Consider the following 25,730-nt stretch of genomic DNA (forward strand, 5'->3'; position numbering starts at 1 on the left):
AAATGCGAATTGCGCAAGATCGTCAGGCATAAAAAAGCCCCGCCGGAGAAGCGGGGCGAAGGACACCGGGGCGATTGATTGATTCGATTACGAAAAGATTGACCAGCCGCGCAGCAACAACATCTGCGGAATGCCGAGCAAGAAGATGTAGAAGACGCCAAACAGAACCGCAGACCAAATAACCACAGTTTTCCATTGCTGCTTACGCAAGAACTTCGCGTGCAGAGGGACTTCACGCATATGACGCGGGTTCGAGAAGAAGAAGTAGACGAACAGAATCGAGAGCGAAATCATCGCTCCGACGATTGGAAGGATGGAGAAGCAGACAAGAGCCGTCAGCATCGTCGTCGCGAACGATTTCGGCTTGGCAATGTAATACATGTCGCACCCCCTTTCTGTTTTGATATTTTTGGATCGTTGATCGACTTTCAGTCGTTGTCAAGATCATCAGAGAGCATTTGTAGAGCCAATTTCTTCCGCTCCTTGGGTGAAAGCGATTTCAGCTGCGATTCCAGCGAATCAGGGGCCTCAGCTCTGACCCCGCCAATCTTCTGGCGTTGCTTGTCCGCTTCTGAAATCTGTCGAGCCACTTCACTGGACACGTGCGTGTAGCGCATGAACGTGCGGGGGTCAGAGTGACCGGTCACTGCCATGGCCTGGGCGGGCTGAATCGACTTGGAGAGTTCAGTGGTGCGGGTGTGACGCAAGTCGTGCAGACGAGCATGCGGCACCCCGGCGCGGTTCACCGCTCTCACAAAAGCTTGGTAAACCGAATCGCGAGAGATGCTTTTGGTCGGGTCAGTCGGTGACTGGAAAACCAATCCTTTTCCAGGCTTCGTTCCCGTAAAGAGGGTCCGCAGCGCTTCTTCTGCCCCTTCGGGGAGTGGGATGCGGCGTTCGCGGTAAGCACCGCGCCTTGGAGTCTTGGTTCCAACGAAAAGAACTTCCCCTAGTTCACCGGGGCGGGATGGCAAGAACACGTGCTGCCATTCCAGTTTTTTCATTTCGCCTGCGCGAGCGGCAGTCCACCGCAAAAAATGGATAGCAGCCAAGGTGGTCGGGTGAAGCGCTTTCATCGCTTCTTCGACCCGATGCAATTCTTGGACGGAAAGGGCGCGAGTGGTCTTCGCGTGGTGGCTCGACACGATTTCAAAGCCTGCCCACGGCTTCGGGTAGTCTGGGGCATCGTCTGCTTTCCAGAAGTCATTCGCATGCTTCCATACCATACCTAATAAAGCCAATGCTCGACGCTTTGTGGCAGCCGACGCCTCTGGCTTTTTCTCTGGAACCTTGGGGTTTGCTCTTTTCGGTGCTCGCCCGGTCAGCATGCTGAGCAAGCCCTCTTTTCCCACAAAATCGGATTTCTTCAAAGAGCGAATCGACTTCTCCATGATCGAGGCAGTCCCATGCTCTTCTGCATAAGCATCAGCAATGAACACGAGTCGTCGAATTTGTTTCGAGTCTTCTTTTGCCCCTTTTCGCTCAACCATTCCGGAAAGAGGTTGGCCATCCAGTCCAATGCGCTCACATGACTCTCGAATCCAGGCTTCAATCCAATCTCGGAGACGGTGTTCGCTGTATATTTCGTCCACCGGCTTATCGTAAAAATGAGAGAGGGCTTCAAAGCGAGCTTTGCAATGCTTTGCGTCCTTTAAAGCTCTCAGACGGCTCTTCTCATGAATCGCAGGGAGACCGGGAACGTAGGGGAAGCGGAAGGTCTCGCTCTGACCCTTGGAGCGCAGCTTGACTTGGAAATAAGGGCTGCTGCTTCCGATGCCTCGCTCATAGACCCCTGGCGACTTGGTTTGCGTCTTCTCACGCTTTGTTTTGCCAGCGTTCATTTTCAAAAACCCCGTTTGCCGGGTTGTGTCCCGAGAATGTCCCAAGCGTAGCTAAGTGCTTGTCTGTAAACAAGTGTTCCCGCATTCGTAATGCGTAGGTCGCAGGTTCGACTCCTGTTTCCGGCACCAGTTGTAATGAAAAGCCCCGGCCTTGGTCGGGGCTTTTTGTTTGCGCCCGCCGGTGATCATTGGATTACCACCTCACCGAAGGCTGCAAGCCTTCATCAACGCCTCGTCATCCCTGCGCCTCGTGCCAGCCACCACGCGAGCTGCCGGAGATAGCCACCTGCTGCTCCCGCCGATGCGCCGATCAGCAGGCGTGCGAGCACTCTGGTCCCGCGCGCGGCTCGCTCCCGCACCCAAGGCAGTACCGCCACCACCTGCGCACCCAGCAACAGCATCAGCACGTCCAGCCCAAGCGCATCCAACACCGGCAGCAACGGCGACAGCGCCGGATTGCAGGCCAGCACGATCACCAGCGCAGCCCCAAGCGTGGCCAATAGCCGGCGCCCGGCGGGCAGGGTGGTCCAGTGCAGCAGTCGGCTGATCAGGCGCATGGCATTCCTTGTGTCATGAGCGCGAACCTCAATCAGGTCCAAGCGCGCGCACCGGCTGCCGCAGCACGGTCTTCAACCGCGCCGCGTCGGTCTTGCGCGGATCGCTCAGGTAGATCTCGTGATGGGGGCCGGCGAAGGCGTAGCCCAGCGAAGGCATCAGTTCGTTGTGCAGATGGGCCAGGGCCGGACCCTCGTCATCGTAGGCGCCTACATGCAGGGTCTGCAGGCAGAGGCCTTCTTCAAGAACTTCGTGGCGAAGGCTGGCCGGAACGTCGCCCAGTTTCTCCGCCGCCTTGGCGATGGCAGCCTCCAACTGCGCTGGACTGATCCCGTCCGGCGTGCGGATCATCACCGTCCACTTCCACTCATCCTTGCGGCGAGCCACAAAGCTCGACGGATCCTCGGCGGTCCACAGGGCTTCCAGCGGTGGCACCACGTAGTCCTGGCCCCCGGCCTTCAGTGCGAACTTCAGTGCATAGCTCACCGCGTACAGCCACTGCACCGCCTCCAGATAGGCTGGCGCGATATTCGGATCGCCGTGGCCGTCGACCATCAGGTAGGGCAGGGGCGGCACCTGCACCGGAACGAACTGGCCTGCCGGTGGCTGGTACAGCGCCCGGTCGCGTTTCTTGAAGTCGATCTTGTCCATGCACCTTCCTCCTGTGCCGAGCATCCCACGCCTTGCTTTCGCAGGCATGCCTGAACATGTTCAGGCGACTTTGCCGAACACGGGCGGAGCAGCCGCCATCGCCCGATGCTAGGATGCCGCCCCCGGGTGTTCTGCCCGCCGCGGTTGCGCGGTGCGACAACGTGTCGCAGCCAGAAACGGGCCTTTCCTGCGCTCGATCATTGTCAATGCCTTTCTTAAATGGTGGGTGACGGCCTAAAATTGAAAGGCTGACTCGACCCCACCTCCCTACCTGTCTTCCGGACCGGTGGGACCGGCTTTGGCCGGAACAGGCAGGACGGGGAACGGCATTCCCTCGCAATTGGATCGACCGATGATTCCGTTGAAAACCCTTGGGCGCTGGTTGCGCCCGGGCCTGCTGCTGTCGTTGCTGGTGATGCTCACTGGCTGCGATGCGGTGGCCATCCTCAGTCCGAAGGGCCAGATCGGCCAGGATGAGAAGACCCTGCTGATCACGGCCACCGTGCTCATGCTGCTGGTCGTCATCCCGGTCATCATCATGACCCTGACCTTCGCGTGGAAGTATCGCGCCTCCAACACCAAGGCCCGCTACGAGCCGAAGTGGTCCCACTCGACGGCGATCGAGGTGGTGGTGTGGTCCATTCCCTGCATGATCGTGCTGGTGCTGGCGGTCCTGACCTGGCGCTCGTCGCACGCACTGGACCCGTACAAGCCGCTGGATTCGGACGTCAAGCCGGTCACCATCGAGGCGATCTCGCTGGACTGGAAGTGGCTGTTCATCTATCCGGAAGAGAAGGTGGCGGTCGTCAACGAAATCAAGTTCCCGGTCAACACGCCGCTGAACTTCAAGATCACGTCCGATTCGGTGATGAATGCGTTCTTCATCCCGCACCTGGGCAGCATGATCTACTCGATGGCTGCGATGGAGACCAAGCTCCATCTGATCGCCAACGAGACCGGTGAATTCCCGGGCATGTCCTCGCACTACAGCGGCGCGGGCTTCGCCAAGATGCACTTCACCGCCTACTCGGTCACCGATGCCGAATACCGCCAGTGGCTGGACCAGGTCCGCGCCGGCGAGCAGACCCTGGACAAGGCCTCGTTCAAGGCGCTGGGTGAAGCACGCAACGCCGAGTGGTATCCGGTCACCTACTTCGGCAAGACCGAAGAAGGCCTGTTCGACTGGGTCATCGCCAAGCACATGGGCGACAACAAGCATTACGGCATGAAGCACGAACACGCCGGTGCCGCCGCTGCCGATGCCGCCAGCCATGAAGCGCACGAGGGCCATGCCCCCAGTGACGCGCATGATTCCAAGGAATCGGGTGAAAACCTGGATGCCAACGAACACGAACACGCAGGCCACGCCGGCCATGCGGGCTCGGGAGAATGAACATGTTGGGTAAACTCTCAATTGAGTCGATCCCCCACGATCCGATCGTGCTGACCACCCTGGTCGGCGCGGTGCTGGGTGGCCTGGGCGTCATGGCCCTGATCACCAAGTTCAAGCTGTGGGGCTATCTGTGGAAGGAGTGGTTCACTTCGGTGGATCACAAGAAGATCGGCGTGATGTACCTCATCGTCGCCTTCGTCATGCTGCTGCGCGGTTTCTCCGACGCCATCATGATGCGTACCCAGCAGGCGCTCGCCGTCGGCGGGTCCGAGGGTTACCTGCCGCCGCACCACTACGACCAGATCTTCACCGCCCACGGCGTGATCATGATCTTCTTCGTGGCGATGCCGCTGATCACCGGCCTGATGAACCTGGCCGTGCCGCTGCAGATCGGTGCGCGCGACGTCGCGTTCCCGTTCGTCAACTCGCTCAGCTTCTGGCTGTTCGTGTCCGGCGCGGTGCTGATCATGCTGTCGCTGTGGATCGGTGAGTTCGCTGCCACCGGCTGGCTGGCGTTCCCGCCGTTGTCGGGCATCGAATACAGTCCAAGCGTCGGCATGGATTACTACATATGGGGTCTACAGGTCGCAGGCCTGGGTACCACGCTGAGCGGTATCAACTTCTTCATCACCATCCTGAAGATGCGTACCCCCAGCATGAAGCTGATGCAGATGCCGGTGTTCACCTGGACCGCCCTGGTGACCAACGTGCTGATCGTCGCTGCCTTCCCGGTGCTGACCATCACCCTGGTGCTGCTGACCCTGGACCGCTACCTGGGTACGCATTTCTTCACCAATGACGGTGGCGGCAACGCCATGCTGTACATCAACCTGATCTGGATCTGGGGTCACCCGGAGGTGTACATCCTGGTCCTGCCGGCGTTCGGTGTGTTCTCCGAAGTCATCGCGACCTTCTCGCGCAAGGCGCTGTTCGGCTACAAGGGCATGGTCTACGCCACCGCCTGCATCGGCGTGCTGTCGTTCATCGTGTGGCTGCACCACTTCTTCACCATGGGCTCGGGTGCCAACGTCAATGCCTTCTTCGGCATCACGACGATGATCATCTCGATCCCGACCGGCGTGAAGATCTTCAACTGGCTGTTCACCATGTTCCGCGGTCGCGTGCAGTTCACCACGCCCGTGCTGTGGACCATCGGCTTCATGGTCACCTTCACCATCGGCGGCATGACCGGCGTGATGCTGGCGATCCCGGCCATCGACTTCGTGCTGCACAACAGCCTGTTCCTGATCGCCCACTTCCACAACGTCATCATCGGCGGCGTGGTGTTCGGCATGTTCGCCGGCATCACCTACTGGTGGCCGAAGATGTTCGGCTTCCGCCTCAATGAGTTCTGGGGCAAGTGCGCGTTCTGGTGCTGGTTCATCGGCTTCTACGTGACCTTCATGCCGATGTACGTGCTGGGCTTCATGGGCATGACCCGTCGTCTGCAGAGCACCGTCAACCCGGCCTACGAGCCGCTGCTGCTGGTCGCTGCCGCAGGTGCCTTCATCGTGGGTGCCGGCATCCTGTGCCAGATCATCCAGGTGGCCGTGTCGATCCGCGACCGCAAGAAGACCGCCGACCTGACCGGCGACCCGTGGGATGCCCGTACGCTGGAGTGGGAAACCTCTTCGCCGCCGGCCTTCTACAACTTCGGCAGCCTGCCGGAAGTCACCGAGCTGGACGATTTCTGGGAGCGCAAGCAGCGTGGTGAAGCCTGGCCGAAGCCGGCCAAGTACACCGACATCCACATGCCGCGCAACACCGGCACGGGCGTGGTCATCGGTGCCTTCAGCCTGGTGTTCGGCTTCGCGATGATCTGGCACATCTGGTGGCTGGCCATCGTCGGCTTCGTCGGCATGATCGCCACGTTCATCTACCGCACCTTCGACCAGGACGTGGACTACTGGGTCCCGGCCGCCGAGGTGGAACGCATCGAGAACGAACACCGCAAGCACCTGGAAAACCAGGGCCTGGTGAAGTCGGAGCTGAAGGCATGAGCACCAATACCTCGACCCTGAGCCACGGGCACGCCGCGCAAGCGGCGGCCCATGGCCATGACGACCACGAGCACCACGACACCGGCGGCAACACCGTCTTCGGTTTCTGGGTGTACCTGATGAGCGACTGCCTCATCTTCGCCTCGCTGTTCGCCACCTACGTGGTGCTGGCCGGCGGTACCGATGGTGGCCCGACCGCGAAGGACCTGTTCGAACTGCCGTTCGTGGCATGGGAAACCGCGCTGCTGCTGACCTCCTCGCTGACCTTCGGCCTGGGCATGATTGCCATGCACCGCAAGCAGATGGGCCAGATGTACCTGTGGCTGGGCATCACCTGGCTGCTGGGCTTCGGCTTCATGTGCATGGAAGTGTGGGAGTTCCAGCACCTGATCCATCAGGGCTACGGTCCGGACCGCAGTGCCTTCCTGTCGGCGTTCTTCGCCCTGGTCGGTACCCACGGCCTGCACGTCAGCGCCGGCCTGCTGTGGCTGCTGGTGATGTTCGTGCAGCTGAAGAAGTACGGCCTGACCCCGACCAACAAGACCCGCATGGCGTGCCTGAGCCTGTTCTGGCACTTCCTGGACCTGATCTGGATCGGCGTGTTCTCCGTCGTCTACCTCAATGGAGCCCTGTAATGGCACATGACAACCATGCACACGACCACGGCACCGGCGGCGAAAGCCATGGCACCGTGAAGTCGTACCTGATCGGCTTCGTGCTGGCGGTGGTGCTGACCGTCATCCCGTTCTGGATGGTGATGTCGGGCGACTTCTCGCGCACCGTCAACGGTGTGGTGATCGCGATCACCGCGGTGCTGCAGATGCTGGTCCACCTGGTGTTCTTCCTGCACCTGGACCGCTCTTCGGAAAGCCGCTGGAACGTCAACGCTGCGGCCTTCACCGTGGTGGTGATCGGCATCATCGTGGTCGGTACCCTGTGGGTCATGCACAACATGAACGTGCACATGATGCACTGACGTCCTCGCGACGTTGCCACGCAGAAAGGCCGCCCTCGGGCGGCCTTTTTGTTTGTCTGCGGATGGGTAGTGCCGGCCGCTGACCGGCAATCGCGGGAAGCCGGCCGGCGGCCGGCTCTACCCCGCCACCCGGCGCAGGAACTCTTCGGCATCCATAGGCCGGCCCAGGTGATAGCCCTGCAGCTGGTCGCAGCCCAGTTCGCTCAGGTATTCGCGCTGCGCCTGCGTCTCCACGCCTTCGGCCACCACCTGCAGCTGCAGGGTGCGTCCCAGCGCAATGATCGACGACACGATGGCGGCGTCTTCGTCGTTGCGTTCCAGGTCATGCACGAACGCGCGGTCGATCTTCAGTTCGGTGGCCGGCATCCGCTTCAGGTACAGCAGGCTGGAGTAGCCGGTGCCGAAATCGTCGATGGCGATATGCACGCCCATCGCGGTCAGGTCGTTGAGGATCGCCAGGCTGGCGTCGACATCCTTCATCGCCGTGGTCTCGGTGATCTCCAGGGTCAACCGCGCCGGCTCGATCCGGTGCCGCTGCAGCGCCTCGCGCACACTGTCCAGCAGCGCCGGCGAGGCGAACTGCAACGGTGACAGGTTCACCGCCATCGACCATTCGGAATGTCCGGCATCGTGCCACGCGCGCAGCTGTGCACAGGCACGGTCCAGTACCCAGTCACCGATCGGCAGGATCAGACCGCTGCGTTCGGCGATGGGAATGAACACATCCGGCGCCAGCAGGCCCAGCTCGGGATGCTGCCAGCGCAGCAGCGCTTCGGCGCCGGTGGCCGGTGCGCCGGCGGCAGGGAACTTGGGCTGGTAGTGCAGCACCAGCTCGTCGCGGGCGATGGCCTTGCGCAGGTCCTGCAGCAGGCGCAGCTGGCGGTTGGCACTGAGCTGCATCGAGGGGGTGAAGAATGTATAGCCGTTCCGGCCGGTCTCCTTGGTGTGGTACATCGCTGCATCGGCGTGTGCCATCAGCTCGCGCTCGTTGCCGGCATCAGCCGGATACAGGGCGATGCCCAGGCTGGCGCTGACCTGCAGCTCGGCTGCATCCAGCAGGAACGGTTCGCCCGCCGCCGCGATGATCCGCTCGGCGACCACCACTGCATCGTCGGGAACATCGATGGCCAGCACGATCACGAACTCGTCGCCGCCGAGGCGGGCGAAGGTGTCCTGCGGCCGCAGCAGGCCGCCGATACGCTGCGCCACCGCCACCAGCAGGCGATCTCCCAGCTGGTGTCCGTACGCATCATTGACCGCCTTGAAGCCATCCAGGTCGCAGAACATCACCGCCACCGCCTGGTTGCGCCGCCGCGCCTTCTCGATGGCCTGCTCGATGCGGTCCTGCAGCAGCATGCGGTTGGGCAGCTGGGTCAGCGGGTCGTGCAGGGCGGCCTGGATCAGCCTGTCGTTGGCGTGCGCCAGTGAATCGGCCAGCAGCCCGGTGCGCACGCGCATCTGCCGGTCGAACAGCGAGGCCACCAGGGCGATGCCCAGGGTCGCCACCGTGGTGACGATCACCAGCACCGCCAGCCAACGCGTGTCGATGCCGCCGCTGCCGACCGCGCCGCAGATGCTGCCCTCCGGGAAGCGCGCCGCGGCCATGCCGGTGTAGTGCATGCCGACGATGGCCAGGCCCATCACCAGTGAGGCGAGCAGGCGCAGGCGCGTGGTGTTGCGCTGCTCGGCACGCAGGCGGAAGGCAATCCACAGCGCCGCACCGGCGGCGCCGATGGCAACCGCGATGGAGGCAGCGAACCAGCCCGGGTGATAGTCGATGCCCGGCTGCATGCGCATCGCGGCCATGCCCAGGTAGTGCATGGTGGCAATGCCCAGGCCCATCAGCACGGCGCCGGCCAGCAGACGTCGCCAGGGCAGGCTGGACCGCGACACCAGCCACAGCGCATAGGCCGAGGCGCCGATCGACACGGCCAGCGAGTACAGGGTGATGCCGAGGTCGTAGCCGACCGGAATCGGCAGGTCGAAGGCCAGCATGCCGATGAAATGCATCGACCAGATACCCAGGCCCATCGCCGCCGCGCCGCCGGCCAGCCACCAGCGGGCCACGCGGCCCTCGGCGGTGGCCAGGCGGCCGGCCATGTCCAGCGCCGTGTACGAAGCAAGAATGGCCACCAGCAGGGAGATGGCGACCAGGCTCTGACTGTAACTGCCAGTCATGTTGAATCCAGAGGGGGAGGGAGGGGGCGCCCGCAAGGCGCACGCCCGCGACAGCTATCGGCGCGGGCAGGCGGGACTTGAGCGGTCGCAGCACCTGCGACCCGGCTCGGCTATCCTGCCACGCCTGTTCCCGTTGCTGGAAATCATCCGATGGCCAAAGCCCGCACCGCCTACGTCTGCAATGAATGCGGCGCCGAATTCAGCAAGTGGCAGGGCCAGTGCACCGAGTGCAACGCCTGGAACTCGCTGTCGGAAATCGTGCTGGAGAGCGCGGCGGCGGCCAAGGCGCCGGCGTCGCGCCGTGCGGGTTGGGCGGGCAAGATCGATCCGCCGAAGATCACCGCGCTGAAGGACGTGGAGCAGACCGAGCACCGCCGGGTCAGCACCGGCATCGGCGAGTTCGACCGCGTGCTCGGCGGTGGCCTGGTCGAGGGCGCGGTGGTGCTGGTCGGCGGTGACCCGGGCATCGGCAAGTCGACCCTGCTGCTGCAGGCAGTGGCGAAGATGGCGGCCGAACTGCCGGTGCTGTACGTCACCGGCGAGGAGTCGCTGGCGCAGGTGGCCGGCCGTGCGCACCGGCTGGAACTGCCACTGGATGGGGTCAACGCGCTGGCCGAGACCGGCGTCGAGTCGATCCTGCAGCATGCCTCCAGGGCGGGCCCGCGGCTGATCGTGGCCGATTCGGTGCAGACCCTGTGGACCGAGAGCCTGACCGCCGCGCCGGGTTCGGTCAGCCAGGTGCGCGAGAGCGCGGCGCGGCTGGTGCGTTTCGCCAAGGAGACCGGCACCGCCGTGTTCCTGGTCGGCCACGTGACCAAGGAGGGCGGCATCGCCGGCCCGCGCGTGCTCGAACATATGGTCGATGCGGTGCTGTACTTCGAAGGCGAGAGCGGCAGCCGCTTCCGTTTGCTGCGCGCGTTCAAGAACCGCTTCGGTGCGGTCAACGAACTGGGCGTGTTCGCGATGGGGGACAAGGGCCTGAAGGAAGTCTCCAATCCATCGGCCATCTTCCTGTCCGGCGGCAGCACCCATCAGCCGGGCAGCTGCGTGATGGTCACCCGCGAGGGCACGAGGCCCCTGCTGGTGGAGGTGCAGGCACTGGTCGATGCATCGCCGCTGTCGAACCCGCGCCGTGTCGCGGTCGGCCTGGAGCAGAACCGCCTGGCCATGTTGCTGGCCGTGCTGCACCGTCACGGCGGCGTGCTCGTCGGCGACCAGGACGTGTTCGTCAATGTGGTCGGGGGTATCCGCGTACAGGAGACCGCGGCCGACCTGCCGGTGCTGCTGGCGGTGCTGTCCTCGCTGCAGGACCGGCCGCTGGCGGAAAAGACGATTGCGTTTGGCGAGGTTGGCCTGTCCGGCGAGATCCGCCCGGTGCCCAACGGCGAGGACCGCCTGCGCGAGGCGGCCACCCATGGTTTCAAGCGCGCCATCGTGCCCAAGGCCAACGCGCCCAAGGGCGGTTCGGTGAAGGGCATGGAAGTGATCGCGGTGGAGCGCCTGTCCGAGGCCATTGACGCGGCGTGATGCGCGCGGCCCTGCCTCTACAAACGTCATATACGGCAACGGTCAGCCTGCCTGTGCTAGTTTTTCCCGCTCGACGAAGGCGCCCTCCGGCGTCTTTCCGTGCCCAGGAGTAAACGATTACATGCAGGACACCGCGCTCACCGCCCCCAACGCTGAAATCCGTCGTGCCGGGGTCGATCTCAATGGACTGATGACGGTGCTGGGCAAGCACCTGTACTCCACTCCGGTGGTGGCGCTGCGTGAGCTGGTGCAGAACGCGCACGACTCGATCATCCGTCGTCGCATCGAACAGCCCGGCATCGAAGTGCCTTCGCGCATCTCGGTACAGGTCGATGCCGCTGCCGGCGTGCTGCGCATCACCGATACCGGTGCTGGCCTGACCCGCCAGGAAATCCACGACTACCTGGCTACCGTGGGCGTCGGCTACACCCGTGGCCTGCGCCAGGGCGGCGAGGACGATGAGGGCCTGATCGGCATGTTCGGCCTCGGTTTCCTGTCGGCCTTCGTGCTGGCGCGCAGGGTCAGCGTGCGTACCACCTCGTACCAGACGCCGGAACTGGGTCATCTGTACGTGTCCAGCAATGCCGAGCAGTACACCGTCAGCGAAATGCCGGCGCGCGCGGTTGGCACCGAGGTGGAACTGGAGCTGCATCCGGATTTCCTGCCGCTGGCCAACGAGGCGCGCCTGCACGAGGTGCTGGGCCGCTATTGCGCGCTGCTGTCCGAGCCGATCTTCATCGGTGCTGCGGCCGAGGCGCTCAACCCCGAGCCGCCGCCGTGGCGCAGCCAGGGTGACGTCGTCGTGCATCCGGTGCAGGCGCGTCGCCAGGCGCTGCAGTTCGCTGCGCGCTTCGAGCATGATTTCGAGCCGATCGTCACCGTGCCACTGCGCGCGGATGGCGACAGCGATGCCACCGGCCTGTTGTGGGTCCAGGACGGCGCTACCTACGGCACCAGTGACAACCGCAATCTTTCGGTGTTCGTGCGCGGCATGCTGCTGGACGACGATGCGCGCGACCTGCTGCCGCCGTGGGCCGGTTTCATCGGCGGGGTGATCGAATCCTCGCGTCTGACGCCGACCGCCAGCCGCGAAGACCTGCAGCGCGATGACCAGTACCGGGCCGTGCAGCACGCGCTGCTGGAGGCGCTGATTGATGGCCTGGCCGACGTCGCACGGCAGCAGCCGGAAGCCTGGCGACGCGTTCTCACGCGCCATAATGAGGCCTTGCTGGGCGCGGCGCTGTGCGATGACCGCCTGTTCGACCTGCTGCTGGAGCACGTGCGCGTGCCGACTTCGCAGGGCGACCTGCCGGCCAGTGCGCTGCCGGCACGGGGTGCCGTGCATGTGATTCTCGACAATGGCGGTGGCTTCGAGGAGATGCTGTTCCGCGCGATGGGGGTACCGGTCGCGCATGGCCACCGCTATGCAGTCGTGCCGTTCCTGCGTCGCTGGGCCCAGGCCAAGGGACTGCGCCTGGTTGAACTTGGGACCGAGCAGGGTAACCGTGCACTGTTCCGAAGCGATGACAGCCTCGACGAGGCGCAGCTGGCATGGCTGCGCGAGCAGCTGGGTGACGGCGAACAGTTGCTGCCGGCACGCTTCAGCCCCGAGTCGCTGCCGGTGGTGGTGGTGCCCGACCGCGAAGCCGAGCTGAAGCAGCGCCTGGAAGACGACGAGAACGACAAGCGCGTGTCGATGGCCGCGCTGCGCCTGGCCCGGCAGTTCACCGCCCGCATCGAATCGCGCGCGCCGTCGCGGCTGTACCTCAACCTCGACAACCCGGCAGTGCAGGCGCTGCTGCGCGCCCAGCGCGAGGGGCATCCACAGGCCGAAGCCGCAGCCCGTCTGCTGCGCTCACTGAAGATCATCGTCGCCGCGCAGGGCCGCCCGCTGGCACGCGCGAACGCTACGCCCGGCCCGGATCTCAACGGTGCCTTTACCGATATTGCCGGTGCCCTGCAGCAGATGCTGCGCTGAGCACCGTACCTTCTCATCCAGCCTTCGCTAGACAGGAGCACTTACCCCATGGACATCTGGAACTGGGTCGAAAAACTGCAGGGTGACCTGCGCCAGGCCGGCCAGGCGCAGAACGCGCACCTGCTGAACCGTCTCGCCGACGAGGTGAGTGAACTGCAGATCGACCGCGTCGATGCATTGCTGCCCGAAGCGCGTGCGCTGGGCAAGGCGCTGGACAACCCGTGGGTCGACGTCTATGTCGGCCACTGGGCGCTGCGCAACCGCGTCGGCAACCGCGTCGAAGGCGAGAGCGCGCTGGGCGAAGCGGTGGCGCTGTTCGAACGTGCGCACCGTGATGACACGCTGGAATGCCCGCAGTCGATCTGCGTGACCCAGGATCTGGCTGCCTGCTATGGCAACATCGATGGCCCGGGCTGGGTGCCGGAGCGCATCGAGGTGTGCGATGAAACACTGGGCCGCATCGACCCGAGCTGGGCCTGCTTCCAGTGCCTGAGCTGCGAGAAGGCCGATGCACTGCTTGATGATGGCCGCGGCCAGGAGGCACTGGATTACCTGCAGGTGCAGTCCGACGCGATCGAGGCCTGCGGCAAGGAAGTGTTCGACAGCTTCCCGGAGATGCAGATCAAGATCCTGCTGGGCATGGGCCGCGCCGAAGAAGCGCTGCTGCTGATCGAGAAGCGCGAGGCCGAAGTGGCCGCGTCCGGCGAGTACGAGCCGGCCAACTGCACGGTGCCGCGCCGCCTGTCCAAGGCGTGGGCGCTGGCCCAGCTGGACCGCGACGAAGAGGCCCTGCAGCAGCTGGTGCCGTGGAGCGAGCTGACGCCTACCTACTGGCGGCTGTGGGCGAACACCGCCGCAGCGCTGTGCCGGCGTGATCCCGCACGCAATACCTGGGACCTGGGTACGCGCTTCAACACCATCATCGAACACTTTGCCGAGGTTGGCTCGCACCGCCTGCTGATCGAAGTCACTGCGCTGAGCCTGGAGCTGGCCCTGCAGCGTGGCGCACGCTGGGTGGCGCTGCGCCAGCTGGAACTGGCGCGTACCCATCTGGCACAGCTGCGCCAGGACCGGGGTGCGGCTGCGCTGGTGGCCGGCCTGGCGGCACGCATCGATGCATTGCCGGATGTGGCGCCGCTGCCGGTGCCAGCCGCTGAACTACTGGTTTGGCTGAACGAGCAGGGAGAGCAGAATCAGTCGCGCGATCCCGAACGTGAGGCGCAGTGGCTGCTGCAGGCACAGGCGCAGCTGCCAGATGACGAGGCGCTGGCCGAGATGGCTGCCTCCGCGCTGAGCGCCTGTGGGGCGCAGACGGAAGCGCGCGCATTGCTGTGGCGCTTCGTGCGCGCACATGCGCAGGATGATGGCCCGGCCGCCTACACGCTGATGCGCTGGCTGACCGAGCAGGGCGACGATGCAGGCCTGCGCCAGTTGGCTGATCTCTATCGTGGCAGCGTGCCGGTGTTCGCGCACTGGTGCGAGGTGCAGCGCGCCCGTCGCGTGTCCGACTGGCCGGCACTGGAGCAGGCCGCGCAGGCGCTGCTGGCGGCCTCGCCGGGCTCGCATGGCGCACGCGGTACGCTGGCGCGGATGTACATGGAAACCGGTCGCTTCAGCGAGGCGCAGGCCTGCTATGCGCAGCTGGTGGAGCTGCTGGAAGAACCCAACGCCGCACACTGGGACCACATGAGCGCGGCCAGCGCGGCACGCGACTGGGATGCGGTGCGCCGCTCGGCGGCTGCGATCGGCATGGAGCTGTCCAGCCAGGACGGCGTGGTCGAGGAGCCGTGGGGCTGGGTGATCATCCGCAGCGAAGAGAACGGCGAGCCGATGGAGTACTACGCGCGCCGCAGTGGCCCGGTCACCGCACGTATCGTCGAGAACGCACCGGCCAACCGTGCCCAGCAGGTGGGCGACTGGGTGGTGTTCGATGCTGCGCTGGTGCACCCGGCGCCGGAGGAGGAGGAAGCGCGCGAGCATTTCATCCCGACCTATGCGCAGGTGCATGTGCTGGAGCGCGGCGGCTTCGCCCGCAGCTGGCTGATCGACGGCGCGCACCCGGGCGAAGACGCGTGGAATGCCTTTGTCGCAGCGGCCGAGGGGCAGGGCTGGCAGGTGTGGTCGCACAGCCGCCCGGACTACACCGTGACCGATCCGGACGAGGAGGAGGGCACGCTGCCGGGCCTGCTGTTCACCGTCGCCCAGCCGCAGGACCATGCACCGCTGGCGCTGCACCGCTTCCTGCAGCAGGAAACCGCGAAGTGGCAGCATCCGCATTGCTGGCTGCGGCTGGCCGAAGCCTGCGACCAGGATCGCCAGCCGCACCTGGACGTGATCGAGCGTTACGGCTTGTAAGCCTGGTATCGGGTAGTGCCGGCCGCTGGCCGGCAGCGCCGGGATATCCTGTGTTGCCGGCCAGCGGCCGGCACTACCTCAAGGAGAAATACATGCGGAAGACAGGGATGTTCATGATCGCCGGGCTGCTGCTGGCCCCCGCCGTGCAGGCCGCACCGGCCTGCCAGGAACCAGTGGCTGTCGCCCGTGCCTTCTACGAGGCAACCACCGGCAATGGCGATCTGCTGGAACCGCCGCCGGCGCTGGTCAGCCCGGCCTTCGGCAAGGCCCTGCGTGGCGAGCGCGCCTGCCAGACGCGCGAGGAAGGCATCTGCACCATCGATTCGGACCCGTGGCTGGATGCGCAGGATGGCGACATCGAGAGTCCGGTGCGCTACATCTGGAAAGAGGTCTCGGCGACGTCCGGCCAGGTCGAGATGCGCTATTCGGTATGGAAGAAGGCCTACGTGACCCGGTTGCCGATGGTGCGCCAGGGGCAGGGCTGCTGGCAGGTGGATGACATCCTCACCAACAGCGGTCGCTCGGTACGGAAGATCCTGGCCCAGCCGCTGCCTTGACCGTCTGCGGCATACACGCAGGGTGCGGTCCTGTTGCCGGCCAGCGGCCGGCACTACCGGGGTGGGTGCCGACCGTTGGCCGGCACACCGCTATCGCGAATGCCCGAACACCAGTTCGATCACGAACTGGCTGCCGAAGAAGGCCAGCAGCAGCAACAGCATCGCCGCCAGCGTCCAGTGCACCGCCTTCATGCCGCGCCAGCCGTAGCGGCGACGGCCGATCAGCAGCACGCCGAACACGATCCACGACAGCACGCTCAGCACGGTCTTGTGCACCAGCTTCTGCGCCAGCAGGTCGTCGACGAACAGCACGCCGGTGACCAGGGTCAGGGTCAGCAGCGCGAAGCCGACGGTGATCACCCGGAACAGCAGCGATTCCAGATCGGCCAGCGGCGGCAGGGCGCGCAGCCATGGCCGGAACTCGCGGCGGCGCAGGGCGCGTTCCTGCAGCCACAGCATGATCGCCAGCAGCGCGGCGATGCTCAGCGTGGCGTAGGCCAGCAGCGCCAGCCAGGCGTGGCTGGCCAGGCGCCAGCCCAGCACCTTGCTCGGTTCGTGGCCGTAGCCGTGGTAGGCCAGCAGCAGTACCGCGGCCAGCGGGAACACCACCACGCCCAGTGCCGACATGCGCCCGCGCGCGCCGACCAGCGAGGTCAGCCAGGCCATGCCCAGGCCGACCAGCGACAGCGCAGCGAAGAAGTGCATGTCCGGCCCGCCGTTGGTGCGCATCGCCACCATCACGTGGTAGCCGCCGTGCAGCAGCATCGCCGGCAGGGCGGGCCACAGCCAGGCGGGGGAGCCGGTGCTTTCATCGCGGCCAAGCGCACGCACCAGCAGGGCGCTGGCGGCCAGGTAGAGCAGGGCGGCGATGAGAACGATTAACATCGTTGCAGTTTCGCATACCCCCGTGATGCTGGCGACGGCCCCGTGGTCGCAGTCCGGAGAGGGGAGCGGACCCGTTATACTGTCTGCCTTATTGTCCCCCGCTTTCAGACAGGTTGCGCCGCATGTTCGAGTCACTGACCCAGCGCCTTTCCGGCACCATCGAGCGCCTGCGTGGCCGCGGCCGCCTGACCGAGGAGAACATCCGCGAGGCCACCCGTGAGGTCCGCATCGCGCTGCTCGAAGCCGACGTTGCGCTGCCGGTGGTGCAGGCCCTGATCGAGCGCATCAAGGTGCGCGCGGTCGGCCAGGAAGTGCTGAAGTCGCTGACCCCAGGCCAGGCCCTGATCAAGGTCGTGCGCGACGAGCTGACCGCGGTGATGGGCGCCGAAGCCAGCGACCTGAACCTCAATGTGCCCGCTCCGGCCATCATCCTGATGGCGGGCCTGCAGGGCGCCGGCAAGACCACCACGGTGGGCAAGCTGGCCAAGCACCTGAAGGAAAAGCGCAAGAAGAAGGTGATGGTGGTCTCGGCCGACGTCTACCGTCCGGCCGCGATCGAGCAGCTGAAGACCCTGGCCGAGCAGGTCGGCGTGCTGTTCTTCCCGTCCAGCGCCGACCAGAAGCCGGAAGCCATCGTCCGCGCCGCCATCGACGATGCGCGCAAGTCGTTCGTCGACGTGCTGCTGGTCGATACCGCCGGCCGCCTGGCCATCGACGAAGCAATGATGGCCGAGATCAAGGCCCTGCACGCGGCGGTGAATCCGGCCGAAACCCTGTTCGTGGTCGACGCCATGACCGGCCAGGACGCGGCCAACACCGCCAAGGCCTTCGGCGACGCCCTGCCGCTGACCGGCGTGGTGCTGACCAAGACCGACGGTGACGCCCGTGGCGGTGCCGCGCTGAGCGTGCGCTACATCACCGGCAAGCCGATCAAGTTCGTCGGTGTCAGCGAGAAGCCGGAGGGCCTGGACGTATTCCACCCGGACCGTATCGCCAGCCGCATCCTCGACATGGGCGACGTGCTGTCGCTGGTCGAGCAGGTCGAGCAGCAGGTCGACAAGGACAAGGCCGCCAAGCTGGCCGAGAAGGTCGCCAAGGGCAAGAAGTTCGACCTGAACGACATGCGTGACCAGCTGGAGCAGATGCAGAACATGGGCGGCATCGGCGGCCTGATGGACAAGCTGCCGGGCCTGGGCAACATCCCCGACCATCTGAAGCAGCAGGTCAGCCAGGGCAAGGAAGTGCCGCGCATGATCGCCATCATCAGCTCGATGACCAAGAAGGAACGGCGCAACCCGAACCTGCTCAACGGCTCGCGCCGCGCGCGCATCGCCAAGGGCTCGGGCGTGACCCCCGCCGACGTCAACAAGCTGATGAAGCAGTACATGCAGATGGAAAAGATGATGAGCAAGATGGCCGGCGGCGGCATGAAGGGCATGTTGCGCAGCATGAAGGGCATGATGGGTGCCATGGGCGGCCGCGGCATGCCGTTCCGTTGATGCGTTGAACACCGGCTTTTTTTGTAGAGTCGAGCCATGCTCGACTACTTTTCTGCCGGTGCCCGGGTCGAGGTAGAGTCGAGCAAGCTCGACGCCACCCCTGTCCTGCGCGCACCATGGGGGCCTGTCCGAAACGATGGGCCGTCATGCAGAGTTCCGCTGTATCTGTATCTTCCCGCGTCGAGGCGTTCTGCCGGCGCTTTGGCGTATCCGTTCCGATCCTGCTGGCCCCGATGGCCGGCGCCTGCCCGGTGCCGTTGTCGGCTGCGCTGGCCAATGCCGGCAGCATGGGGGCGATGGGCGCAGTGCTGTCGTCATCGGCCGATATCGGCCACTGGATGGATGACTTCCGCGCTGCCTCGACGGGCCCCGCACAGGTGAACCTGTGGGTGCCGGACCCGGCACCGACCCGTGATGTCGCCGCTGAAGCCGCCAGCCGCGCCTTCCTCGCGCAGTGGGGTCCGGACGTGCCGGCCAGCGCCGCCGATGCCACGCCCGCCGACTTCGAAGAACAGTTCGCCGCACTGCTGGCGGCGCGCCCGGCGGTGGCCTCGACCATCATGGGCGTGCTGCTGCCGCGCCACGTACAGCAGTTGAAGGATGCCGGCATTGCCTGGATCGCCTGTGCGACCACCTTGTCCGAAGCGCGTGCGGCACAGGACGCCGGTGCCGACGCGGTGGTGGCACAGGGCGTGGAAGCCGGTGGCCATCGCGGCGCGTTCGATCCGGCGATGGCCGAGCGTCAGTTGGTCGGCCTGTTTGCGTTGTTGCCGCGCCTGGCCGATCACCTGCAGATTCCGGTGATCGCCGCCGGTGGCATCGCCGATGGCCGTGGCATTGCTGCCGCACTCACCCTGGGGGCCAGTGCCGTGCAGATCGGCACTGCCTTCCTGCGCACGCCCGAAGCGGCGATCGCTTCAGCGTGGGCCGATGGATTGGCGGCCAGCGAACCCGAAGATACCTGGCCGACCCGCGCCTTCAGCGGCCGCCTGGGCCGTGGCCTGGCGACACCCTATGTGCGCGCCGCCGCTGCGGAAGGCGCACCGGCGCCACGCCCGTACCCGGTGCAGCGCGGCCTGACCGCGCCGATGCGCAGGCAGGCCGTGCAGGAAAATCGTCTGGCAGCGATGCAGGCCTGGGCCGGGCAGTCGGCGTGGATGGCCCCGGCACAGCCGGCCGCCGACGTATTGCGCGGCATGTGGGAACAGGCGCAGGCGCTGCTGCGATGACGGTGACCTGCAACGGCCAACCGGTGCAGGTGGAGGATCTGCTGCCTGCGCTGGTCAACTATGGCCACTTCACCTCGCTGCAGGTGCGCGGTCACGCCGTGCAGGGACTGGACCTGCATCTGGCGCGGCTGTCGCAGGCCACGCGCGAACTGTTCGGCAGCGAACTGGATGCGGCGCAGGTGCAGGGCTGGATGGCGCAGGCGCTGCAGCAGGCTGGCCTGGCCGATGCCTCGCTGCGGGTGACGGTGTACTCGCGCCGCTTCGATTTCCGCAATCCGCTGGCGGCCGTACCGGTGGACGTGCTGGTGGCGGTGTCCGCGCCGGTGGCGCTGACCGCACCGAAGCGGGTGCGCAGCGTGGTGTGGCAGCGCGAACTGCCGCAGATCAAGCACGTCGGCACCTTCGGCCTGTTTGCCGAGCGCCGTGCGGCGATGGCGGAAGGGTTCGACGATGTGCTGTTCGTGACCGCTGATGGCGTGATGAGTGAAGGCAGCACCTGGAACCTGGCCGTGCACGATGGTGAGCGCCTGCTCTGGCCACAGGCGCCGGCCCTGCGCGGTACTGCCGAGACGTTGTTGAAGCAGCATTGGCAGGGGGCACAGCTGACGCGGCCGTTGGCACTGGCTGAACTGGATAGCGTGAAGGCCGCTTTTGCCTGCAACGCCAGCGGCCTATGGGCGCTGGACGCCATCGACGGGCATGTCCTGCCGGGTTCGCAGGCACTGGCTGAACAGGGCAGGGCAGTGCTGGCGGCGGTGGCTTGGGACAGATTGGGGTGAAAACCCCCGCCGGGCATGGCCCGGCGCTACCGTGAAGGTAGGCCATCCTTGGGGTTGGCTCGGCCGGGCTCTGCCGCTATAATCGCCCGCTTACCTCGCCATCCTGGCGACTGGGCAATAGGAAAAACACCATGGTCAAGATTCGACTGACCCGCGGCGGCGCCAAGAAGCGTCCGTTCTACCACATCATCGTCACCGACGTGCGCAGCGCGCGCGACGGCCGCAACATCGAGCGCGTTGGCTTCTACAACCCGGTCGCCCAGGGCGCCGAGAAGCGCATCGAGCTGGACCTGGCCCGCGTTGACCATTGGGTCAAGAACGGCGCCCAGCCGACCGACAAGGTCCGCAACCTGATCAAGGAAGCGACCAAGTCCCAGGCCGCTGCGGCCTGATCCTGACGGGCCACGCTTCGGCGTGGCCCTCTTGGTTGAAGCAGATGAAAGATATCGAGCGCCGCATCCTGCTGGGCAGGGTTGTCGGCGCTTTTGGTGTGCGCGGCGAGATCAAGCTCGAGTCCTGGACCGAGCCACGTTCCGCCATTTTCCGTTACCAGCCGTGGATCGTGCGCAGCCCGTCCGGCGTGGAAACCACGATTGAAGGTGTACGCGGCCGCGACAGCGGCAAGCACCTGGTCGCCCGTTTCCCCGGCGTCGAGGACCGCGATACCGTTGAAGCGATGCACGGCACCGAGATCTACGTGGCCCGCAGTGCGTTGCCGCCGCCGAAGCCCGATGAGTATTACTGGGTGGACCTGGAAGGCCTGGACGTGAAGACCACCGAGGGCGTTGCCCTGGGCCAGGTCTCGCACCTGTTCAGCACCGGCGCCAACGACGTGGTGGTGGTCCGTGGTGACCGCGAACGGATGATTCCGTTCGTGCAGCCGGACTTCGTCAAGTCGGTCGACTTCGAGGCCAACCTGGTCGTGGTCGACTGGGATCCCGAGTTCTGAGTGTGAGCATGCGTTTCGACGTCATCACCCTGTTCCCCGAGTTCCTCGCCCAGTCCGCTGGACTGGGCGTGGTCGGGCGCGCGCAGGAGAAGGGCCTGTTCAGCCTGCATGGCTGGAATCCCCGTGATTACGCCGAAGGCAACTACCGCCGGGTGGACGACCGTCCGTTCGGTGGTGGCCCGGGCATGGTGATGCTGATCGAGCCGCTGCAGGCCTGCCTGCAGGCGATCCGTGATGCTGATCCGACCCCGGCGCGGGTGATCTACCTCAGCCCGCAGGGGGCGCCGTTGACCCAGGCCAAGGTGCGGGAATTGGCGGCACTGCCGCGCATGGTCCTGCTCTGTGGCCGCTACGAAGGCATCGACGAGCGTTTCCTGGAGGCCAATGTCGACGAGGAGATTTCCCTCGGCGACTACGTGCTGTCCGGTGGCGAGCTGGGCGCGGCGGTGATCATCGACGCCGTGGCCCGCCTGCAGGACGGTGCCCTGAACGACGCGGAATCGGCGGCGCAGGACAGCTTCGAGGGCGACCTCGGCCTGCTCGACTGCCCGCATTACAGCCAGCCGGCCCAGCACCCGCTGGGTGATGTGCCGGACGTGCTGCGCTCGGGCAACCACGCGGCCATCGCGGCCTGGCGCCGCCAGCAGTCGCTGGTCCGTACCGCCCAGCGGCGCCCGGACCTGCTGGATGAACAGGCGCTGGGCAAGTCCGACCGCAAGCTGCTGGAGCAGGGCCGTCAGGCCCAGAAACACAAGGCCAGCCCCTAGCGCAGGGCTGGCGTTATCGGCTATCATGGCCAATTCCCGTCGGCCCCGGCCGGCGCGCGCAGTACCCAAAACAAACGTGCAGCACAGTCCGGTGACTGCATGAGCCTACGTTGTCGATACGACACGCCCACCCGAACAAGAATCGGTGTAACCCATGAGCAAGCTGAACAAGTCCATCGTCGCGGAATTCGAATCCGCCCAGATCACCCGTGAACTGCCGAAGTTCAGCCAGGGCGACACCGTTGTCGTCAACGTGAAGGTGAAGGAAGGCAGCCGCGAGCGCGTGCAGGCCTACGAAGGCGTTGTCATCGCCACCAAGAACGCCGGCCTGAACTCCTCGTTCACCGTCCGCAAGATCTCGCACGGCTACGGCGTCGAGCGCGTTTTCCAGACCCACAGCGCCATCATCGACTCGGTCGAAGTGAAGCGTCGTGGTAAGGTCCGCGCCGGCAAGCTGTACTACCTGCGTGGCCTGGAAGGCAAGGCTGCCCGCATCAAGGAAGACCTGGCTGCCGCTGCTGCCGCCAAGGCTGCCCGTCTGGCCGAAAAGGCCTGATAAACAACTTCGGTTGTTGCCGCGACGGCCACCTTCGGGTGGCCGTTTGCGTTTCCGGTATCGCATCGGCCACGATCAGGTGATGAACGACATCAACCCGCGCTACCCCGCCGTGATCCAGTCGGCGCTGCGCTTCCTCGACGGAAAAGGGCTGGCGCGCGTGCAGTCGGCACCGCTGCTGCATCGTGTGCTGTGGCGCATGGGCATCGCACTGCCACCGCCGATCCTGGCCGGCTTCGGCACCAATGCGCTGGTGCAGGGCCTGCTGTTCGGGCTGTTCTGGACCGCGCTGATGTGGCTGATGCTGTGGCAGGGCAGTGAACGCCCGCTGGCCCTGCTGCTGGCGGCCGGCCTGGTGGCCGGTGCGCTGTTCGGCGTGGTGATGGCGGCCTTGATGCGCTCGCTGCGCCGCCACCGCAAGCTGCCGGACTGGCAGCAGTTCCGGGCGCGGCAAGCGGACTGAGCCGATGGCGCACTGCGCCGTGACCGTTGGGGACAGGCCGCGCTAGGCTGCGGTTTCATCCCGATGGACGTGCCGTGCGATGCCTGCCAAGCGAACCGCACCTTCCACCGCGCCCGCGCTGTTGTCAGGCGGCAACCCGCAGATCGCCAAGGGCGAAGGCGATGCGCCGGTGCAGGCCTATATCGCGGCGATGCCGGACTGGAAGCGGCCGATCGGAGCACAGCTGGACGCGCTGATCGAACAGGCTGTACCCGGTGTGCACAAGGCAGTGAAGTGGAATTCGCCGATGTATGCGGTTGCGCCGGGCGAAGGCTGGTTTCTCAGCTTCCACTGCTTCACCCGCTACATCAAGGTGGCGTTCTTCCGCGGCGCTGCGCTGAAGCCGGTGCCGCCCGAGCCGTCCAGGAGTGCCGATACGCGCTACCTGCACATCCAGCAGGAGGGTGCGTTGGATGAGGCGCAGTTCCTCGACTGGGTGCGCCAGGCCGCGGCATTGCCCGGCGAGCGCATGTAAGTGCATCGTTCCGATCTCCCTGCCGACGAGAACCGCTGATGGCCACGCATGCACCGAACCCTGCCGATGCCGGAACCCCGGCCGCTGAACTGATCGATGCACGCATCGCCGAGCTGGGCGACTGGCGTGGCGAGGCGCTGGCACGCGTGCGTGCCTTGATCCACGAGGCGCTGCCGGACGTGCAGGAAACCTGGAAGTGGCGCGGTACACCGGTGTGGGAGCACAACGGCATCCTGTGCACCGGCGAAACCTACAAACAGGCGGTGAAGCTGACCTTTGCCAACGGTGCGGCGTTGGCCGATCCGAAGGGTCTGTTCAACGCCAGCCTGGACGGCAACACGCGACGTGCGATCGACATCCATGAAGGCGCGATGCCGGATGCCGCCGCGTTGAAGGCACTGCTGCGCGCGGCGGCCACGTTCAACGTTGCCAAAAAGAAGAAACGGTAGAGCCGGCCGCTGGCCGGCTGTTGCGCGATGCTTCCGGAGGAGTTTGAGGTTGCCGGCCAGCGGCCGGCAGTACCGCGCATTGAACGGCCCATGAGGTTGCCGGCCAGCGGCCGGCACTACCGCAGTGGCGCGGTATCCGGGTCGGCCACCGGCGACGGCGGGCAGGCCGGAATCTCCGACGGCGTGGCCAGTTCCTCGGCGTGCGAGGGCTTGCCCATCATCTTCGCCTTGCGCCAGCCGCCCCAGCGGTAATAGGCCAGCGACAGCAGCATCGACACCAGCGAGCTGACCGGGAAGCTCCACCAGATCGCATCGGCGCCCCAGTACGGCTGCAGCAGTTCGGCGAACGGCACGCGTACGCCCCACAGCGAACCGGCCAGGATCAGCAGCGGCGGAATCACTGCGCCGGTGGAGCGAACCACGCCGGAGATCACGAAGCTGACGCCGAAGAACAGGAACGAGCCGATCACCACGTGGTTGAGGTGGCGGGCGATGTCCAGCGCCTGGCTGGCCGGTGGCAGGAACAGTGCCAGCAGCTGGCGATCGAACACCACCAGCGGCAGGATCAGCGCGCCGGTCAACAGGAAGTTGAACAGCACGCCCTGGCGCGCGGTGCCGCGCACGCGATCCCAGCGCTGCGCACCGACGTTCTGTGCCGCCATCGAAGAACACGCCGCACCGATCGCCATCGCCGGCATCTGCAGGTAGTTCCACAGCTGCAGGGCAGCGCCGTAACCGGCGCCGGTGTCGGTGCCGTACTGGTTGACCATGGTCATCAGCAGGATCACCGACAGCGAGATCAGCACCATCTGCAGGCCCATCGGCACGCCCTTGATGACCAGCGCCTTGAGGATGGTCAGGTCGAGCTTGAACAGGCGCATGTCGGCGCGGCCCAGCCACAGGGTGTGGCGCTTGTGCCGCATGTACAGCAGCAGGCCGGCCAGCGACAGCGTCTGCGCGACCAGCGTGGCCCAGGCCGAACCGGCAATGCCCAGCGCCGGGAACGGCCCCATGCCGAAGATCAGCACCGGGTTCAGCACGATGTCCAGCGCCACCGACACCATCAGGAAACGGAACGGCGTGCGTGAATCACCGGCACCGCGCAGCGCGGCGGTGAGGAAGGCGAACGCGTACAGCGTCGGCATCGCCAGGAAGATGATCTGCAGGTAGGCCTCGGCCAGCGGCAGCGAGGCGGCCGGCGTGCCCATCGCCGCCAGCAGCGGATGGGCCATGAACCAGCCGGCGATGGCGATGATCACCGACAGGCCGATGAAGAAGGTGGCGCTGGTACCGACCACGCGCCGTGCCTGCGCGATGTCGCGCGCACCGATCGCCTGGCCGATCAGGATGGTCGAGGCCATGCCGAAGCCGAACACCGAGCCGATCAGGAAGAACATGATGTTGTTGGCGTTCGCGGTGGCGGTCAGTGCCGCCTCGCCGAGGAAGCGCCCGACCCAGACCGCATTCACCGAACCGTTCAGCGACTGCGCGATGTTGCCGGCCAGGATCGGCAGGGAAAACAACAGGAGATTGCGGCCGATCGGGCCGGAGGTCAGGTCAAGCGGCGCTTTGGCCATGGAGTGGTGATCGAATCCCGGGAGGCGCACACTAGCACCAAGCCGGTTTGCA

Annotated in this window: 25 protein-coding genes; 18 read left to right on the forward strand and 7 right to left on the reverse strand. The window is 65.6% G+C overall.

Features of this window, described 5'->3' with window-relative positions; translation table 11 throughout:
* Positions 1-87: 87 nt before the first annotated feature.
* The 4 genes from ACZK2R_RS05880 to ACZK2R_RS05895 all read right to left on the reverse strand — a co-directional run bounded on the left by ACZK2R_RS05880 (position 88) and on the right by ACZK2R_RS05895 (position 3,047).
* Positions 88-381, reverse strand: a complete 294-nt coding sequence (locus ACZK2R_RS05880) for a hypothetical protein (RefSeq protein WP_478487869.1) — start codon at positions 379-381, stop codon at positions 88-90.
* A 47-nt stretch (positions 382-428) separates the two neighbouring features.
* Positions 429-1,841 (reverse strand): tyrosine-type recombinase/integrase, encoded by a 1,413-nt coding sequence (locus tag ACZK2R_RS05885; protein WP_478487871.1) that lies wholly within the window; start codon positions 1,839-1,841, stop codon positions 429-431.
* Between the two features lie 224 nt (positions 1,842-2,065).
* The gene (locus ACZK2R_RS05890; RefSeq protein ID WP_125895440.1) at positions 2,066-2,398 is read right to left on the reverse strand and encodes a hypothetical protein; all 333 of its coding nucleotides are present in this window, start codon (positions 2,396-2,398) and stop codon (positions 2,066-2,068) included.
* A 28-nt stretch (positions 2,399-2,426) separates the two neighbouring features.
* Positions 2,427-3,047, reverse strand: a complete 621-nt coding sequence (locus ACZK2R_RS05895) for a GyrI-like domain-containing protein (RefSeq protein ID WP_125895441.1) — start codon at positions 3,045-3,047, stop codon at positions 2,427-2,429.
* Between the two features lie 352 nt (positions 3,048-3,399).
* On the opposite strand from ACZK2R_RS05895, the gene cyoA reads away from it, so the two are divergent.
* From cyoA to cyoD, 4 genes are read left to right on the forward strand one after another with little or no spacing between them, the layout of a single operon-like run.
* Entirely contained in the window at positions 3,400-4,440 is a 1,041-nt protein-coding gene (gene cyoA, locus ACZK2R_RS05900; RefSeq protein WP_032127566.1) for a ubiquinol oxidase subunit II, read from the forward strand.
* A gap of 2 nt (positions 4,441-4,442) precedes the next feature.
* On the forward strand, positions 4,443-6,440 hold the full coding sequence (gene cyoB, locus ACZK2R_RS05905) for a cytochrome o ubiquinol oxidase subunit I (RefSeq protein ID WP_049462341.1): 1,998 nt from the start codon (positions 4,443-4,445) through the stop codon (positions 6,438-6,440).
* Entirely contained in the window at positions 6,437-7,075 is a 639-nt protein-coding gene (cyoC, locus tag ACZK2R_RS05910) for a cytochrome o ubiquinol oxidase subunit III (protein ID WP_012510428.1), read from the forward strand. The genes cyoB and cyoC overlap by 4 nt, the downstream gene beginning before the upstream one ends.
* A complete protein-coding gene (gene cyoD / locus ACZK2R_RS05915) occupies positions 7,075-7,416 on the forward strand; it encodes a cytochrome o ubiquinol oxidase subunit IV (RefSeq protein ID WP_005408584.1) in 342 nt (113 codons plus the stop codon). The genes cyoC and cyoD overlap by 1 nt, the downstream gene beginning before the upstream one ends.
* Before the next feature lie 117 nt (positions 7,417-7,533).
* Here cyoD and ACZK2R_RS05920 read toward each other — a convergent pair whose 3' ends face one another.
* Positions 7,534-9,594: a putative bifunctional diguanylate cyclase/phosphodiesterase gene (locus tag ACZK2R_RS05920; protein WP_180838544.1), complete on the reverse strand. Its 2,061-nt coding sequence runs from the start codon at positions 9,592-9,594 to the stop codon at positions 7,534-7,536.
* Positions 9,595-9,744: 150 nt separating this feature from the next.
* Here ACZK2R_RS05920 and radA point away from each other — a divergent pair, with 150 nt between their 5' ends.
* The 4 genes from radA to ACZK2R_RS05940 all read left to right on the forward strand — a co-directional run bounded on the left by radA (position 9,745) and on the right by ACZK2R_RS05940 (position 16,011).
* Positions 9,745-11,121, forward strand: a complete 1,377-nt coding sequence (gene radA / locus ACZK2R_RS05925; RefSeq protein WP_005408586.1) for a DNA repair protein RadA — start codon at positions 9,745-9,747, stop codon at positions 11,119-11,121.
* Positions 11,122-11,242: 121 nt separating this feature from the next.
* Complete coding sequence (locus ACZK2R_RS05930) at positions 11,243-13,099, forward strand: ATP-binding protein (protein WP_180838545.1); 1,857 nt, start codon at positions 11,243-11,245, stop codon at positions 13,097-13,099.
* A 48-nt stretch (positions 13,100-13,147) separates the two neighbouring features.
* Complete coding sequence (locus ACZK2R_RS05935; protein ID WP_180838546.1) at positions 13,148-15,454, forward strand: tetratricopeptide repeat protein; 2,307 nt, start codon at positions 13,148-13,150, stop codon at positions 15,452-15,454.
* A 92-nt stretch (positions 15,455-15,546) separates the two neighbouring features.
* On the forward strand, positions 15,547-16,011 hold the full coding sequence (locus tag ACZK2R_RS05940; RefSeq protein ID WP_125894531.1) for a YqhG/Tai3 family protein: 465 nt from the start codon (positions 15,547-15,549) through the stop codon (positions 16,009-16,011).
* 90 nt (positions 16,012-16,101) lie between these two features.
* Here the strand turns inward: ACZK2R_RS05940 and ACZK2R_RS05945 are convergent, their stop codons facing one another.
* On the reverse strand, positions 16,102-16,896 hold the full coding sequence (locus tag ACZK2R_RS05945; RefSeq protein WP_032127560.1) for a cytochrome C assembly family protein: 795 nt from the start codon (positions 16,894-16,896) through the stop codon (positions 16,102-16,104).
* Between the two features lie 122 nt (positions 16,897-17,018).
* Here ACZK2R_RS05945 and ffh point away from each other — a divergent pair, with 122 nt between their 5' ends.
* The 10 genes from ffh (at position 17,019) to ACZK2R_RS05995 (ending at position 24,101) form a co-directional block, all read left to right on the forward strand.
* Entirely contained in the window at positions 17,019-18,395 is a 1,377-nt protein-coding gene (gene ffh / locus ACZK2R_RS05950; protein ID WP_005408591.1) for a signal recognition particle protein, read from the forward strand.
* Between the two features lie 146 nt (positions 18,396-18,541).
* Entirely contained in the window at positions 18,542-19,624 is a 1,083-nt protein-coding gene (locus tag ACZK2R_RS05955; protein ID WP_049424473.1) for an NAD(P)H-dependent flavin oxidoreductase, read from the forward strand.
* Positions 19,621-20,403 (forward strand): aminotransferase class IV family protein, encoded by a 783-nt coding sequence (locus ACZK2R_RS05960; RefSeq protein WP_125894525.1) that lies wholly within the window; start codon positions 19,621-19,623, stop codon positions 20,401-20,403. The genes ACZK2R_RS05955 and ACZK2R_RS05960 overlap by 4 nt, the downstream gene beginning before the upstream one ends.
* Positions 20,404-20,534: 131 nt before the next feature.
* Entirely contained in the window at positions 20,535-20,795 is a 261-nt protein-coding gene (gene rpsP, locus ACZK2R_RS05965; RefSeq protein WP_005415733.1) for a 30S ribosomal protein S16, read from the forward strand.
* 44 nt (positions 20,796-20,839) lie between these two features.
* Entirely contained in the window at positions 20,840-21,352 is a 513-nt protein-coding gene (rimM, locus tag ACZK2R_RS05970) for a ribosome maturation factor RimM (protein ID WP_010483256.1), read from the forward strand.
* An 8-nt stretch (positions 21,353-21,360) separates the two neighbouring features.
* On the forward strand, positions 21,361-22,119 hold the full coding sequence (gene trmD, locus ACZK2R_RS05975; protein ID WP_125894523.1) for a tRNA (guanosine(37)-N1)-methyltransferase TrmD: 759 nt from the start codon (positions 21,361-21,363) through the stop codon (positions 22,117-22,119).
* 154 nt (positions 22,120-22,273) lie between these two features.
* On the forward strand, positions 22,274-22,675 hold the full coding sequence (rplS, locus tag ACZK2R_RS05980; RefSeq protein ID WP_005408597.1) for a 50S ribosomal protein L19: 402 nt from the start codon (positions 22,274-22,276) through the stop codon (positions 22,673-22,675).
* Between the two features lie 82 nt (positions 22,676-22,757).
* Positions 22,758-23,138: a DUF6404 family protein gene (locus ACZK2R_RS05985; RefSeq protein ID WP_125894521.1), complete on the forward strand. Its 381-nt coding sequence runs from the start codon at positions 22,758-22,760 to the stop codon at positions 23,136-23,138.
* Positions 23,139-23,217: 79 nt separating this feature from the next.
* Positions 23,218-23,652, forward strand: a complete 435-nt coding sequence (locus tag ACZK2R_RS05990) for a DUF1801 domain-containing protein (RefSeq protein WP_125894519.1) — start codon at positions 23,218-23,220, stop codon at positions 23,650-23,652.
* A 38-nt stretch (positions 23,653-23,690) separates the two neighbouring features.
* Entirely contained in the window at positions 23,691-24,101 is a 411-nt protein-coding gene (locus ACZK2R_RS05995; protein ID WP_125894517.1) for a DUF1801 domain-containing protein, read from the forward strand.
* Positions 24,102-24,217: 116 nt separating this feature from the next.
* Here ACZK2R_RS05995 and ACZK2R_RS06000 read toward each other — a convergent pair whose 3' ends face one another.
* Positions 24,218-25,678, reverse strand: a complete 1,461-nt coding sequence (locus tag ACZK2R_RS06000; RefSeq protein ID WP_125894515.1) for an MATE family efflux transporter — start codon at positions 25,676-25,678, stop codon at positions 24,218-24,220.
* Between the last annotated feature and the right edge of the window lie 52 nt (positions 25,679-25,730).

This window comes from Stenotrophomonas sp. 96582_Sma, from assembly GCF_056480905.1.